The sequence below is a fragment of the Roseibium algae genome, assembly GCF_037783265.1.
GTDB classification, from domain to species: Bacteria; Pseudomonadota; Alphaproteobacteria; order Rhizobiales; family Stappiaceae; genus Roseibium; species Roseibium algae.
In genome coordinates, this window is record NZ_JBAKIA010000005.1 from 202,853 (window position 1) to 216,451 (window position 13,599).

Consider the following 13,599-nt stretch of genomic DNA (forward strand, 5'->3'; position numbering starts at 1 on the left):
CAGGCGCCATACTTCCCAATAGCATCATACCATTGCATTTGGCGCAGATGGTCAAGGGGTTGCAGTCTCACTTGAATGAGATTTCCTAAGGCTACTCGCCAAATTGGTTACCAGAGAAATGCACAGAAGGTGAACATGACTAAAAATAAGACGAACCCTGCCTTCAAAGCAGACACGTTGCTGGCCCACACCGGCAGAACCCCAAAGGAGTTCTACGGATTCGTGAATCCACCGGTGGTTCATGCTTCAACGGTTTTGTTCCCAGATATTGAAACCCTGACGACGGGAAACCAGCCTTACGTCTACGGTCGCAGAGGCACGCCGACCACCGAAGCCCTCGAAACGGCAATCTCTGAGCTTGAAGGCGCGGCTGGTGCCAAACTTGCAACCTCAGGCCTGAATGCAATCGCCCTGGCCTGCCTGTCCTGCCTAAGTGCCAATGATCACATTCTGATTCCCGACACGGCCTATGGCCCGACCCGCCATTTTGCAGACACAGTGCTTCCCAAATACGGCATTGAAGTCACTTATTATGATCAGGCATTGGCGGGCGACATAAAGACCGTGTTCCAGCCCAACACGAAAGCCGTGTTCACCGAGGCACCAGGATCTCTGACATTCGAAATGCAGGACATCCCGGCCATCGCAGCGGCAGCAAAGTCCATCGGCGCAACTGTGCTCATGGACAACACCTGGGCCAGCCCGCTTTACTGCAAGCCTCTAAGCCTCGGCGTTGATCTCTCGATCCAGGCTGGCACCAAATACATCGTCGGTCATTCTGATGTGATGCTTGGCACGATTGCCGCGAGCGAAGCTGCCTGGCCTGCACTTGATGAGTTTCATGGCGCAATGGGCATTCATATTGCTCCTGACGACATCTATCTTGCTCTGCGCGGCCTAAGAACCCTCTCAGTTCGTCTTGAGCGTCATATGAAGAATACGCTTGAAGTCGCGCATTGGCTGGGCACACGCAGTGAAGTTGGCGACATCCGTTACCCTGCGCTCGAACGCGATCCTGGACATGCAATCTGGAAACGCGATTTCACCGGAGCCTGCGGTCTGTTCGCCTTTGATTTCAAAGCTGGCACAACAGAAGCCCAATCGACAGCCTTCTTCAACGCATTGGAGATCTTTGGCCTGGGATACTCATGGGGCGGTTTTGAAAGCTTGGCACTCCCTGTCAAACTGAAAGGGATCCGGACGGCGACCGTAACCGATCCCAACCTCAGATCTGCGCGGCTCCATATCGGCCTGGAAGATCCGCAAGACATCATTGCAGATTTGGATCAGGCTTTCGCGAAAGCCTTCACCTGATGATTTAAAAACCGGCGCGGCTACTCGCACAATTTGTAATCACTGGTTTCAAATGGTCGGGTCGCGCCGTTTTTCTTTAAAAATCAGCCACAAATTGCGGAAATAGATCACCAATCCCAGGCCTTGGCCGAGAATGATGATTGGCTCTTTCTTGATGACGCCATAAACAAAGAGCATCACGCCACCCGCAATCGAGAAGAACCAGAATGCAATCGGCACGATAGAGCGCCCGACACGTTCGGATGCCATCCACTGCACGACAAAGCGCATCATGAACATGCTTTGAGCAGCCAGGCCAAAGAGCATCCAGAAATCAAAGTTCTGAATGAAAACAACATAAAACCAATTGATCAGCGAATCCATAAGGTGCCAGTCCGTGTGTTCCAGGTCTTCGCGGTCACTTGGTCAGCGCGCTGACAATCGGAAGATTTTTGCGCCGACGGCGAAGCCACCAGACGCCAACGAGGTCGAGAATACCAATGAAGGCCCGGTCGAAGATGCCATATTTCGACGTGCCATGACGACGTTGACGATCCTGCACATCAACATGCACCACGCCATACCCCTCACGGATCACCAGAGCAGGTAAAAACCGGTGCCAGCTGTCAAAATAGGGCAGCTGCAAAAAGACGTCCCGGCGCATGGCCTTCAGCCCGCAACCACTGTCGCGAGTGTTGTCTTTCAAAATGGCACCGCGAACCTTATTGGCAAACTTGGATGCATACCGCTTGCCAAGGCTGGCCTTGCGCCCCAATCTCTGACCTGCCGCCAGCGCGACCGAAGGCCCGGCAGCTTCGAGAGCATCCAGCAGCTGCGGAATATAGGCGGGATTGTTCTCGCCATCGCCATCAATCGTCGCAACCACATCGCCGCGCGCATTCAAAACACCCGTGCGCACCGCACAGCTTTGCCCGCAAGCGGTCTCATGACGAAAGGGACGCAGCCAGGGATGTTCAGCAGCATAAGCCTGCAAGACCTTGTCCGTTCCATCGCTCGATCCATCGTCGATAACCAGGACTTCAAAACTGCGACCAGACAGGGCCTGCCCAATTTCATCCAGAAGGATCGGCAGGTTTTCTGCTTCGTCCTTGGCAGGCACCACGACGCTGACCGCCAATTGTCCAGCTGAGGCGGCAAGCGTTTCAGCGTAACTGCTAGTCATTTTGTTCTCGTTTCATGTCAGGATCCACAGCTGGCGCATCTTCAACCGGAACTGTCCATGCCTGGCGGCGTCCGCTGATGGCATACCAAATCGCACGTAAACAGATACGTGCAGAATATTGGCTGATGATAGGCTCAATTCGGCCTGCGTTGGAGATCTGGAACCCGATGCGCCGACGGGCAAGCGCCCTGGCTGTGAAGAACGTAAAGGTCATTCCCAGCAAAGTGCCTGCGATAACATCAGAAGGGTAATGTGCACCGACCATAATACGACTGAAGGCAACCCAAAACGCAGTCACAATGATCAGCCAGCGCCAAGTCGGAAAAATCAGTGCGAGCGCCGTTGCCATCGCCCCGACTGTCGTCGAATGACCCGACGGGAAACTCGTGTACGCGCCGTTGAGGGCAAAGAAATCGAACTCAACCGGCCCGACAAGTTCATAGAGCTTGGGTCTTGCGCGACCAAGGCTCCACTTGAAGATAATAGCCAGAATGCCTGTCGCGGCGACCGTATAGAAAATAAAGCCCGCATAAGTGAAAGCGGCGCCTACCGCCATGCGCAGACGAAACGTCAGCAGAGAGGCATCCAGTGCCAGAAGATAGAGGCACAGCAGACCGCAGGACCACAAGATCCAATGGGCCTTGCCCACATCTGTAAAGGTCGCGAAGGAATTGCGATACTGATCCGGCAAGGACCGAAGCCAAGGATAAGTCGGGATATCAAACACAACAACGGCGATGCCAACTGTCAAAAGCATGATTGCAAAAATATCTTGCGGCCTTTGACCAGGGCGCAAAGGGTCCTGAAACTGTTCGGCCCTACCCGCACGGCCCGCAATGGTCTGGCGCACGCGCTTGAAGTTCGCCAGCATGCGCGATCCGATGCGCCGCATCTTGTCGGCATAACTCTCTGTCATCATCCCAGTCACCCGGCCCGTCAATCGGCGTTTTCATTAGGTCGCCCGGCCCTGTAAAGCCCGATATCAAGCTGTTTACCGCCATTGATATTCAGGCCGTCTAGCCTGCTTACCAGTTGTGGCACAAGTCCGATTTCTTTGGCAGCCCCAAGAAAGCCTTCCTCCTGACGGCTTTCTATGACCGCAATGCGGCAAGGTACCCCAAGGGCTGCCTGTTCCTTCAAGAAAGCAGCGGCTTCTTCCGCCGAAACAATCTTCGTGTCTGTACCTTCAAGAAAAATGAAGCTGGGTTCGTGAAACCCGGTTGTCACCACCAATGGGTTTTCACAGGCAGGCGCATTTTCAATGGCCGCCACAAGACGCGGGCTGACCCAAATTGTGGTCAGCGCAGGACCGACGAAACCCCAGAACCCAACAGCAATGGCAAGCGCCGCTGCAACAGCACTCGGCACTGCGTGGATCGCAGCCCCGCTCAGCAACCGAGACGCTGCAACAAGGCCAAGTGCTGCACCAATTACGCAAAGCACAACCCCGGGAGGCGATGGCCAGGTGCCCAGATAAAGCGGCCCGACAAAGGACGCGGCGGCCAGTGCAAGCGGCACGAGAACCACCAAGAAGGCACACGCCCGGCGCAGACCCTTTTTCGCGTTCGCGCCAGCACCATCCACCAGAGCTGCAGCAACAGGCAACGCAAGCGCTGGCAAGAGCGGCATGGTGTAATGTGGCAATTTGGTCGCAACCAACTCAAACACGACCCAGGACGGCACAAGCCAAGCAAACGAGAACACCACCAAACGGCTCGCGCGTTCGCGCCAAATTGTCGACAGTGACAGGAGCGCAAAGGCTGGAAGTGGCCAGAAAATGGCAAAGCTGACAGCCAGATGGGTGAGCGGCGGAGCGCCATGACCTTCCTGCCCCTGCCCCACCTTACCAAGCAGATCCTTGCCAATGGCTTCCTGAAAGAATGTGCCGTCGGTCGCAATCCAGATGGCGACAAACCAAGGCACAACAAGACAGATGAACCACAGCGCACCCAACAGCGGCACCGCAGACTTGAACCACCGGACCTTGCGCGTGAGAGCAAACAGGGCAAGCACAGTCAAGCCAACGATCATAGGTGCGACCGGCCCCTTGATCAGAACGCCGGCAGCAAGGGCCGTCCAAAATACAAAGGCAAGTCCCCAGCGTCGTGTCTCGCCGTCCTTCAGCCACAAACGCGCCAGCGCTCCCTGTGCCAGAATGATCGTCGCCATGAGAGCCGCATCCGTTTTGGCCAGCCGTGATTCAACACCGAGAATAATTGCAGCTGCCATAAACAGACCGACCAACAGAGAAGCCGGAGGACCAACAAAGGCCCTTGCCGCCCAATAGGACAGCAAAACGGCCAACACGCCGCCAATCAGAGACGGCAAGCGGTACGCCCAGAGCGGAGCACTCGCATCATGTCCGGTTAGTTTAACGGCCGCCGCTTGAAGCCAATAAATCCCGACCGGTTTCTTGTGCCGCGCGGCATCCTGGAACCGGATATCCACATAATCGCCGGTCTCCAGCATCTGCTTGGTCGCCTGGGTAAAACGAGGCTCATCCCGGTCCAGCGGTGGAATGGACCATTGACCGGGAGCAAACAGTGCGATCGCCAGAACAAGCAGCAAAAGAGGCGCAGAAATGTCATGTCCAAACAGCCGCATCCAGATTGGCTTGGGGCCGGCATCTGGTTTTTGCCCACCTTCTGGGGGCATTCTTTGCGGAGAACTCTCGGAAGCGTCATCCATCTCCGGTGATGCCTGTGTTGGTTCGGTCATGTCGAAAGACCCGTCTGCTCTTAACGTTTAGTGACAAAACTGTCATAGATCGCGCTTATTGCTGCGCGCTTCTTCCTCCTACATCAGCCGGAGGAAAAGGGAAACAGGTGCTTGCCACCGAGACACGCTCCGCTATCGTCATTCCCGGTCACCGACTTGCCATCCTTCAGGAAGCCCCATGACACTTATTGCCCAAATCACCGATCTTCACCTGCGCCCAAGCGGTTTGACATGCTACCGCGTTAGCGACACGAACATGCTTGCAGAGCGCGCAATCAAGGCAATCCTCGGCTTGGAAGACCGCCCTGATGCCGTCATTGTGACCGGAGATCTGACCGACCGTGACGACCCACGCGAGTATGCAGTTGCGCGAACAATTCTTGCAAAGCTGCCGATGCCGGTCTTTATGATTCCCGGTAATCACGACACATCTGCAGGAATGCGCAGAGCGTTTTCGGATTATCCCGGCATTTCTGAGTCCACTGGTGAAAAGCTCTATTACAGCGCGGACATCGGCTCCCTGCGTCTGATTGCCCTCGATTCCAATGTTCCCGGCAAACCTTATGGCCAAGTTGGCGAAACTCAGCTGGAATGGCTGTCCAAGACCCTTGCAGAAGACGACCGCCCTGCTCTGGTGGCCATCCACCACCCGCCAGCGAACACCGGCATTCCGCATATGGATGGCATCGGCTTGATGGATTCAGACGCTCTTGCCGACGTAATCCGCCCTCACGCACATGTCGAGCGCATTATCTGTGGCCATGTCCATCGTCCAATTGTTGCAAGCTTCGCTGGCAAGATCATGACGTTGGCTCCAAGTGTAGCTCATCAACTTGTTCTGGATTTCAAGGAAGATGCACAGGCCATGTTCAACTTTGAACCATCCGCCTTCTTCCTGCACAAGCACACCCCCAAGTCCGGCACAGTGACCCACACCGCCTACGTCGAGAATCACCCTGGCCCCTTCCCGTTCTGGTCTGATGAAGGTGTCACATGGCCCGGAGACAAGCCTGAATGAAGCTGACACGCATTTCCATGAGGGCTCTGCATAGAGCCCTCATCCTTCTGCCTATGCTGGCACTTGCCGCTTGTGGTTCGATCAATTCCAGCAAGGATCTGGAAGAAGCTCCAGTGATCAGTCAGATTCCGGTCGACGGCACTGCCATGCTGACAATGCTGAACTCTTATCGTGCGAAAAACGGATTGCCGCCGCTTGCGCTGGACGAAACCCTGAATGCGGTTTCAATCAAAATGGCGCGTCACATTGCCGAGAGGGACAGCATGGATACTTGGGCGCACAGTGATTTCGGCCTGTCACAGCGCCTGGAAAAAGCCGGCTACCGCAACTATGCAGGCGCTGAAAACTTAGGCGCGGGCTATGCTTCGCTGCAAGCAGCCTTCGACGGCTGGGAAGGATCCAGCGGCCACAATAAGAACCTGCTCAACCCCTATGTGACCCGAGTGGGAATTGGACGAATGGTCCGTTCAAATGGGAAATGGCGGAACTTCTGGGCCATGACCCTAGCACGCCCCATTGAAGATGGCCGTCCGTCGGTTCGCTAAGTCTGGAAATGATCTTGGCGCTAGAAACGAAGGCTTTTTATAAGCCTGTCTGTCACCAAGAAAAAAGGCGAGCCCAAAGGCCCGCCCGAAGTTTGGTTTCCAGAGACCCCAAAGGGGCACCGGCAATCGCCAGTAAGAACGCCTCTCCAAAGTAGAGTATAATTCTCATGTTTTAAATACCCACCTGCTCCGCACCTGTCAACTCTCTCAATAACGCCGTCTCCTCACAGTCCAGCAGTGATTGTCCTGTTTCAAAACGGAAACGGCCGCGCGCGAAAAAGGCCCTCATCAGCCTCACTCTGCGCCCAGCCGCGTCTAACGACCCCTTCATATAAGCGACGCTTGCCAAACCTTGGCTCCCAGGAGCACAAATCAGGCGATAGCACCTTCACGCAAGGTATCTTCAGATCAGGCCGTGTCGCATCAAAGGCCAAAAGCTGAATGGAATTTTCCTGGCAGCTGTTCAGCAATTCATCTTCGCCAAATTCCAAATCCAGGCGCACCGCATCCACAGATCTCGCCGCTGCAAAATCAAGGTCATCAGCAATGCGCATGGTGCTGGCATAGCGCACCGCCGATGGCAGGCTGTCATCCAGATTGCCAGAAAGATGCGCCCGGACCATTGCCCCCAGGGATTGTTCGCCTTGCAGCATTTCCCCAAGAGCCGATTGGGCAGCATCAGCCACGCTGCAACCGACTGAGGCGCCAAAGCAAGCCCCTAGTCCATCTCTCTCATGAGAAATTGCAATCACCACGTGGCACCTAAAATCAGTGTCAACGATGAAAAAACGTGTCCTCCGCTCTCGCTCATCCAGATACTGGCAGCAATTTCGGTGGATAAATCCGGGCCAAAAGGGCCTCTCAAGACAGGTTATCCCCAGGCGGTTGTACCAAAGCTGACCAACAGCATCGCGCTCCACCAATTCCTGGACCGCACCTCTGAGAGCCCCTTCCCACGTTGACCAGACAGCAGTGCCGCAGGTTGATGTCAGGCTCAGACCTCCGAGCCCCAACCCTGATCCTTCTCCCATCAGAACACCATAGGCTGGAGCCTGTACCCTTTCGCCAGTTCTGATGTCCGTCAGGTCTACATACCGCTCATCAATCCGGTTCCAATCCAGTTGTCCATCTCGTAGATGATCAGACAGACTGGGATGGGTCTGCGTCATGTCCTGTTCCTGTCTCGCGCTGAAGCCGAGCAACTCCCCTAAAGCGGCTTCTGCAACGGTCTCACAGGCTGAGTTTTTCCGAATGTGAACCCTTGGATCATGGCCCCCAAAGCTGAACAGACTCAACCGTTCAGCCATTTCTCCGAGGCAGGACGTCAGCGCTTTTCCGCCATCCAGCCCCTGCCCGCCGGAAACCAATTTGACGGCAGATCTTTCAGTCTCATTCCACTCAGGGCCGGGCACATCCGCCAAGGCTGCCATGAGCACAACAGGACAACCGGGTAACGACGTGTCGCGTATTTTCAGATCAGCCATATCCAGCAAGGGAGCAAACAACTCCAAGCGCTCCACAGACCAGGATGGCTGCAGGTGAAAGCCAGCCTCATCGATCTCTGCCACACCCCAGGCACAAAGGCTCTGCATGGCTTCTCTGGTGCTGGCTTCCACGCCCCCAAAACAGGATTGGCCACCGCTTCTCCGAAGCCCTTCTGCAAGGTCACAGAACGCACCTCTTCGAGAATTTTCATCCCTCAATTTAGATCTCCACACCCCTTTAACCACCCTGAATTGAACCACCGTAAAACAACACCTGTCACGATTGCCATTGTTTAAATCCTGAAGAACCATCCAAGGGCATTTTCAAGGGATTTAACGCTGCACCCAATGGTCTGGTCGACCCAAGCAGCGCCTGAGAAGAGCTTGTTGACGCAACGCTGAAATTGATCGTTGCCAATAAAATCGAAATCGAATTTATTTTGAGAGGCTTTCATGTCACAGCTGAACACACACGAAGAAACAATTGCTTTCGGTGCTAAAGTCGGCGCAGCAATCCAGGGTAGCGAAACGCGTACAGCCTTGCTCGAAACCCTTAAAACCAAGGGTGACGTAACCGTGTACGCAGACACTGCAGACACCATCCATCTGGTCGTGCCTTCCAGCGTTGATGCTTCAAAGATAGAAGATGAAGCCTATCTGGAAGAACTCGGACGCCGTGCCCTTGGTAACTGCATCTATCACATCCAGCCTGATTAAGATTTTCCCCTCTCTGCCGCGTCAGCTTATTGGCTGGTAGCAGGGAGGGGCGACATCGCCTCTTCCATATCGACATACTTCAAGACGTAAATTCGGAAAACCAATTATGGCGCGCTTTCCTGCCACTGAAAAGAACATCATCTCTCTGGGGAAATTGCTCGCAGAGGCCGCGACGAATCCACAACTCCGGAAAAAACTGGCCGAGAACCCCAAAGAAGAGCTACGTCGTATAGGCCTTCCTGAACGGACAGTAGAGCTGCTGAACTTTAAAGTCGTGGTGGAAAAAGAAGATGAACCGCCAACGATCGTTTTGCCCTTCAAGCTCAATGATCAGCGCCTTTTATCTCGGGACCCGGAGTATCTAACCCAGCTCGCAAAACTCATTCCTGAAAACACGATCAATTAATCAATTGCGTTTCCAATATCATCTAGGTCATCTAGAAGTTCTTATATCCGTGCAAATTTTTCCATTTTTTCATGACGCTCTAATACATCAGATACGACAAAACCATATCGGCTCCCCGCTTGTACCTCATTCTGGTTTCCGAATTTTGATAGAGATTTATGCGGCTCAACCATCCGACGATTTCCTCCGGCCGATCTGCTCTTTCAAAGGCAAACCTGCAAGAGTGTCGTTTTGACAAGAGATCTAGCGTTTCCCGCGCCTCATTTTCCCGGTTCAAGCCCAGGCAGGCTGCGGTCCGGGTAGTAATGGACATAATGCCGTCCTGCGGCGCACGATCCAGCAATTCAAGCGTTGTGGCATAGTCCCCGGACGCAAATTTGATGTTCGCCAGATACTCATAAAAGAATCTTGGCACGACAGATAACAAAGCAAAAGCACGTTCTGCTTGTTTTTGCGCCTGTTCCACATCTCCAATATAGGCCAGCCCTTCGGCAACCGACATGAGGTTTGTCGGATCGAAAGGGTTTAGTCGAGCTGCCTCCAGAAAGGAGCGTTTTGCATCTTCACAATGCCCCGTTTGAAGCAGCGACCAGCCATGCATTCGCCGATTAACCACTTGCCAGGGATCCAGGACAACGGCTTTTTCTGCGAGATCAAGAAATGTATCCGTTTCAGCCTTTTCTGCATTGAACTCTGGAAAATGCAGAATTTTTTTCAAACCAACTGAAGCCTTGCCGGAATAGATGACAGAATACCCTGGATAATGCTCTTGTACTTCATTCAAGATTCGAAGGGCCTCTTCGTCAGCTGACTGGCTAAATTCACACAACAACGCTTCTGCCTGACACCAGCGCAAAAAAGGTTGTTTACTGCCCAATGTCCTCAGGCGTCCAATCACGCGCGACTGAATACGATTGACCGTTTGAGAGGTAACTTCGCGCAAATCAGTTAGACCGACAATGCTATTCAGCTCAATGACTTCGTTGAAAAGAACTTGACCAGAAATACGATCCTCCAGCTGCAGGTAAATGAGCGCCAACTTCTCATCATAGCGAAACCGCAGCACATAACTGCCCAACTCATCCCCTGCATCAAGGAGTGTAACCTTCGTCGCGCCACCCTGGATCTGATAGTCGCCCTCATAAAGTTCTATGTTCCGATAGGCTCCAAGACAGGTTCGAATATCGTCCAACATCGTCTGGGCACAATTTTCAAGACCTGAAAAAACTGCAAAAGGCACTATGGTTAGCCTGGGCAACAAAATTTTCCCGTCGCTATCTCCCTGTCGCAGATTTACTCCAACCATTCCCCAAATGGGCTCCGTAGCAAACCGCAACGAGTCATTGCCAGAGGGCGGGTGCTCAAAAAGACGATAGGTTTCATCCTCTGGTGCGACATCCAGATGGGTTTTAAGTTCAGCTTCGCATAATTTTAACTGCTGACGGGCTTCTGCTTTCCGTCCCGTCGCAAGATACATTTTGATCAGGATCTGATGTGCAGGCTCACAGGCACTGTCCAGCGCCAGAAGAAACCGGCACCCGGCCTCCACACGCCCCGGATCATCAGCAGCAGACAGGCCATCCACCACCTTTATTGCAGCAGAGGTAAAGTCAGACATCAGGCGCTGGCGCTCAATGGTCAGCCAGTCATGAAACACCGGATCCAGGGTCTCATAGCCATTGAGAAGTGGACCTCGGATCAGCTGCAGCGCCGTTTCAAAACCATCGATGCTGCCCGTCTCCAGAAGGTCGGAGACCTGCTCGATATCCAGCACAAGAGCATTGCCGATCAAGCCAACATGTTTCTTGTCAATGGCGAGGAAATTTACGCCACTTGCCTCTTCCACCCTCCGAAGCTGACGTAAAGCCTGACGAAATGACTGGACCGACTTTTCCTGTGGGACCGTGCTCCACAAAATATCAGCGATTTGCTCGCGTGGCACCAAACGCCCAGGCGTTCGAAGCAGATAGATCAGAATAGCCAATGACTTTCTGGTCGGACTGGATATTGAACGCCCTGCATCATCCAAAAACTCAGGTGTTCCGAGGCAATTGACATAGAGTCTCAAGATCATAATCCACAAAAGCAATTAAAAGTTGCAATTTCCACTAAATAAGGTGGAAACTAGATAACACTAAAACACCGGTTACATATTTCTCCCAATTATATCACGGTAATTTCACGCAGGATACCGATGGTGAAATTAACACGTTAGGTTGAGCTTGAGTTGTGGTAATAACTACAATCAGTGAACATCGTGGACGCTGGACCATTATCGAGCTGTCAATTTGAGAGCAAAGAAAGATCAGTGTTCTGGTTGAGGAAAGTTGAATAACGGTGGGTGTTTCTATGTCCAAATCTACTGATACAGACCAGGCTGCGAATGTCCTTGATCAAGAAGATTCGTTAAAGCGCATGATTTTTTTCACCAAGCGTGAAGCCGAGAAAGACGGGCGGACATTCTGCGCCTATCTACTTGACCTCGCTCTCAATGCATTGAATGAAGACAATCCCGAGATGAACCAGGCTCTCAGGGCAAAAATCACGCCCTTGTCCATGGACCTTAAAACATCGGCACAATCGAATGATGAAGTTGCCGCTCATAGCTGAGCCGAACAAACCAACATTATGTGTTGGCGGCCTGTAGCCAATGTTTATCCGTGTTAAATGCAAATAAAAAGGCACCAATTTTGGTGCCTTTTTTGTGAGCTCGCCCGAAGTAAAGACAGATCACTCGAACGATCCTAAAACCTCGGCGGAAAGTTCGAAAAATCAACCGCATCCAAGCCTATTGGCTCGAATGCGGTTGAAACTTCGAGGCGACGGAAACCCTTCGTCAGTGCAAGGCAGGCTTAGCCAAGCACTTCTTTGACGGCATCGGCTGTTGCCGAAATAACCGTATCGGCTTCTTCCCGGGTCAGGCAGAGCGGCGGTGCAAAACCGAGAATGTCGCCTTGTGGCATCGCGCGGGCGATGACGTCGCGCTTCAAGAGAGCGGCGGCAATAGATGGCCCAACTTTCCTGGTCGGATCGAAGAAGGTGCGATCATACTTGTCCTCGACAAACTCAACGGCACACAACATACCGTCACCGCGCACATCACCGACATGGTCATGATCGCCAAGAGCGGCAGCCATCGCTGCGTTGAAGTAGTTCCCGACTTCGCCAGCATTCGCGACAAGGTTCATCTCATCAATCAGCTTCAGATTGGCAACGCCTGCAGCCGCGCCAATCGGATGCGCTGAATAAGTCCAGCCGTGACCGATTGGACCGTTTTCGTCCGTGCCCTGTTCCAGAACTTTCCACATATCTTCGCCAATGATGGATCCGGACAGCGGCGCATAGGCAGATGTAAGTCCTTTTGCGATGGTGATGATATCAGGCTCGATGCCGTAATGCGTGGAGCCCATCATGGTTCCAAGCCGACCAAAGCCTGTCACCACTTCATCTGCAATCAACAATATGTCCTGCTTTTTCAGCACCTTCTGGATTGCGGCCCAATACCCTGCAGGTGGCGGTACAATGCCGCCAGTGCCAAGCACAGGCTCACCGATGAAGGCCGCAATGGTGTCCGCGCCCTCGCGTTCGATCATCGCTTCCAATTCGCTTGCGCAATGTGCAACGAAATCGGCTTCCGACATGGACAGGTCTTTACGGCGGAAATAATACGGTGCCTCAGTGTGAAGCACTTGCGAAAATGGCAGATCGAACTTCTTGTGAAACAGCTCCAGCCCTGTCAGCGAGCCTGTCATCAGGCCAGAGCCATGGTAGCCGCGCCAGCGCGAGATGATCTTCTTCTTTTCCGGCCGGCCAAGGATATTGTTGTAATACCAAACCAGTTTGATGTTGGTTTCATTGGCATCAGAACCGGAAAGACCGAAATAGACACGGCTCATGTTGGCCGGTGCCCGATCAATGATCATCTTTGCCAGCGTCACGGACGCTTCGGTTCCATGTCCAACGTAAGAGTGGTAATAGGCCAGTTCCTTGGCCTGGGCTGCAATCGCCTCGGCAACTTCCTGACGGCCATAGCCGATGTTGACGCAATACAGACCGGCAAACGCATCGAGAAAACGATTGCCGTCCCGGTCGTTGATGTAAACGCCTTCACCGCCTGTGACGATCCGGTTGGACAATTCACCACGGGCAAACTGGCCCAAATGGGTCGAGGGATGGAAGAAATGATCGTGGTCCCATTGATCAAGCTGATCATTGCGCAACATTCTATTGTCCTT

General features: G+C 53.3%; 13 protein-coding genes. 6 read left to right on the forward strand and 7 right to left on the reverse strand.

Translation table 11 applies throughout. The features are described from left to right. Nucleotides 1-135 precede the first annotated feature (135 nt). Nucleotides 136-1,314, forward strand: a complete 1,179-nt coding sequence (metC, locus tag V6575_RS09855; protein WP_340274137.1) for a cystathionine beta-lyase — start codon at nucleotides 136-138, stop codon at nucleotides 1,312-1,314. 48 nt (nucleotides 1,315-1,362) lie between these two features. Here metC and V6575_RS09860 read toward each other — a convergent pair whose 3' ends face one another. From V6575_RS09860 to V6575_RS09875, 4 genes are read right to left on the reverse strand one after another with little or no spacing between them, the layout of a single operon-like run. Beyond that, a complete protein-coding gene (locus V6575_RS09860) occupies nucleotides 1,363-1,677 on the reverse strand; it encodes a lipid-A-disaccharide synthase N-terminal domain-containing protein (protein WP_340274138.1) in 315 nt (104 codons plus the stop codon). Nucleotides 1,678-1,711: 34 nt separating this feature from the next. Beyond that, nucleotides 1,712-2,476, reverse strand: coding sequence for a glycosyltransferase family 2 protein (locus V6575_RS09865; RefSeq protein ID WP_340274139.1), 765 nt, complete (start codon nucleotides 2,474-2,476; stop codon nucleotides 1,712-1,714). Next, a complete protein-coding gene (locus V6575_RS09870; RefSeq protein ID WP_340274140.1) occupies nucleotides 2,469-3,395 on the reverse strand; it encodes a phosphatase PAP2 family protein in 927 nt (308 codons plus the stop codon). The genes V6575_RS09865 and V6575_RS09870 overlap by 8 nt, the downstream gene beginning before the upstream one ends. Nucleotides 3,396-3,412: 17 nt before the next feature. Continuing rightward, on the reverse strand, nucleotides 3,413-5,194 hold the full coding sequence (locus tag V6575_RS09875; RefSeq protein WP_340274141.1) for an ArnT family glycosyltransferase: 1,782 nt from the start codon (nucleotides 5,192-5,194) through the stop codon (nucleotides 3,413-3,415). Nucleotides 5,195-5,372: 178 nt separating this feature from the next. On the opposite strand from V6575_RS09875, the gene V6575_RS09880 reads away from it, so the two are divergent. Both V6575_RS09880 and V6575_RS09885 read left to right on the forward strand, forming a co-directional pair. After that, nucleotides 5,373-6,212, forward strand: a complete 840-nt coding sequence (locus tag V6575_RS09880; RefSeq protein WP_340274142.1) for a phosphodiesterase — start codon at nucleotides 5,373-5,375, stop codon at nucleotides 6,210-6,212. Next, on the forward strand, nucleotides 6,209-6,757 hold the full coding sequence (locus tag V6575_RS09885; protein ID WP_340274143.1) for a CAP domain-containing protein: 549 nt from the start codon (nucleotides 6,209-6,211) through the stop codon (nucleotides 6,755-6,757). Before V6575_RS09880 ends, V6575_RS09885 begins: the two co-directional genes overlap by 4 nt. A gap of 251 nt (nucleotides 6,758-7,008) precedes the next feature. Here V6575_RS09885 and V6575_RS09890 read toward each other — a convergent pair whose 3' ends face one another. After that, on the reverse strand, nucleotides 7,009-8,460 hold the full coding sequence (locus V6575_RS09890) for a YcaO-like family protein (protein ID WP_340274144.1): 1,452 nt from the start codon (nucleotides 8,458-8,460) through the stop codon (nucleotides 7,009-7,011). A 234-nt stretch (nucleotides 8,461-8,694) separates the two neighbouring features. On the opposite strand from V6575_RS09890, the gene V6575_RS09895 reads away from it, so the two are divergent. Together V6575_RS09895 and V6575_RS09900 are read left to right on the forward strand one after the other, a co-directional pair. Beyond that, nucleotides 8,695-8,958 carry a hypothetical protein gene (locus V6575_RS09895; protein WP_340274145.1) on the forward strand — a complete coding sequence of 88 codons (264 nt, stop codon included), beginning with the start codon at nucleotides 8,695-8,697 and terminating at the stop codon, nucleotides 8,956-8,958. A 106-nt stretch (nucleotides 8,959-9,064) separates the two neighbouring features. Beyond that, entirely contained in the window at nucleotides 9,065-9,364 is a 300-nt protein-coding gene (locus V6575_RS09900; RefSeq protein WP_340274146.1) for a hypothetical protein, read from the forward strand. 79 nt (nucleotides 9,365-9,443) lie between these two features. Here V6575_RS09900 and V6575_RS09905 read toward each other — a convergent pair whose 3' ends face one another. Beyond that, nucleotides 9,444-11,432: an AfsR/SARP family transcriptional regulator gene (locus V6575_RS09905; RefSeq protein WP_340274147.1), complete on the reverse strand. Its 1,989-nt coding sequence runs from the start codon at nucleotides 11,430-11,432 to the stop codon at nucleotides 9,444-9,446. Between the two features lie 281 nt (nucleotides 11,433-11,713). On the opposite strand from V6575_RS09905, the gene V6575_RS09910 reads away from it, so the two are divergent. Then, nucleotides 11,714-11,974: a hypothetical protein gene (locus tag V6575_RS09910; protein ID WP_340274148.1), complete on the forward strand. Its 261-nt coding sequence runs from the start codon at nucleotides 11,714-11,716 to the stop codon at nucleotides 11,972-11,974. 242 nt (nucleotides 11,975-12,216) lie between these two features. Here the strand turns inward: V6575_RS09910 and V6575_RS09915 are convergent, their stop codons facing one another. Beyond that, complete coding sequence (locus V6575_RS09915; protein WP_340274149.1) at nucleotides 12,217-13,587, reverse strand: aspartate aminotransferase family protein; 1,371 nt, start codon at nucleotides 13,585-13,587, stop codon at nucleotides 12,217-12,219. Nucleotides 13,588-13,599: the final 12 nt, after the last annotated feature.

Excerpts from the sequence above, each read along its gene's own strand:
- V6575_RS09910 (WP_340274148.1), top strand. The coding sequence starts at position 11,714 with ATGTCCAAATCTACTGATACAGACCAGGCTGCGAATGTCCTTGATCAA.
- V6575_RS09870 (WP_340274140.1), bottom strand. The coding sequence starts at position 3,395 with ATGATGACAGAGAGTTATGCCGACAAGATGCGGCGCATCGGATCGCGC.
- V6575_RS09895 (WP_340274145.1), top strand. The coding sequence starts at position 8,695 with ATGTCACAGCTGAACACACACGAAGAAACAATTGCTTTCGGTGCTAAA.
- V6575_RS09900 (WP_340274146.1), top strand. The coding sequence starts at position 9,065 with ATGGCGCGCTTTCCTGCCACTGAAAAGAACATCATCTCTCTGGGGAAA.
- metC (WP_340274137.1), top strand. The coding sequence starts at position 136 with ATGACTAAAAATAAGACGAACCCTGCCTTCAAAGCAGACACGTTGCTG.
- V6575_RS09880 (WP_340274142.1), top strand. The coding sequence starts at position 5,373 with ATGACACTTATTGCCCAAATCACCGATCTTCACCTGCGCCCAAGCGGT.
- V6575_RS09885 (WP_340274143.1), top strand. The coding sequence starts at position 6,209 with ATGAAGCTGACACGCATTTCCATGAGGGCTCTGCATAGAGCCCTCATC.
- V6575_RS09865 (WP_340274139.1), bottom strand. The coding sequence starts at position 2,476 with ATGACTAGCAGTTACGCTGAAACGCTTGCCGCCTCAGCTGGACAATTG.
- V6575_RS09915 (WP_340274149.1), bottom strand. The coding sequence starts at position 13,587 with ATGTTGCGCAATGATCAGCTTGATCAATGGGACCACGATCATTTCTTC.
- V6575_RS09875 (WP_340274141.1), bottom strand. The coding sequence starts at position 5,194 with ATGACCGAACCAACACAGGCATCACCGGAGATGGATGACGCTTCCGAG.
- V6575_RS09860 (WP_340274138.1), bottom strand. The coding sequence starts at position 1,677 with ATGGATTCGCTGATCAATTGGTTTTATGTTGTTTTCATTCAGAACTTT.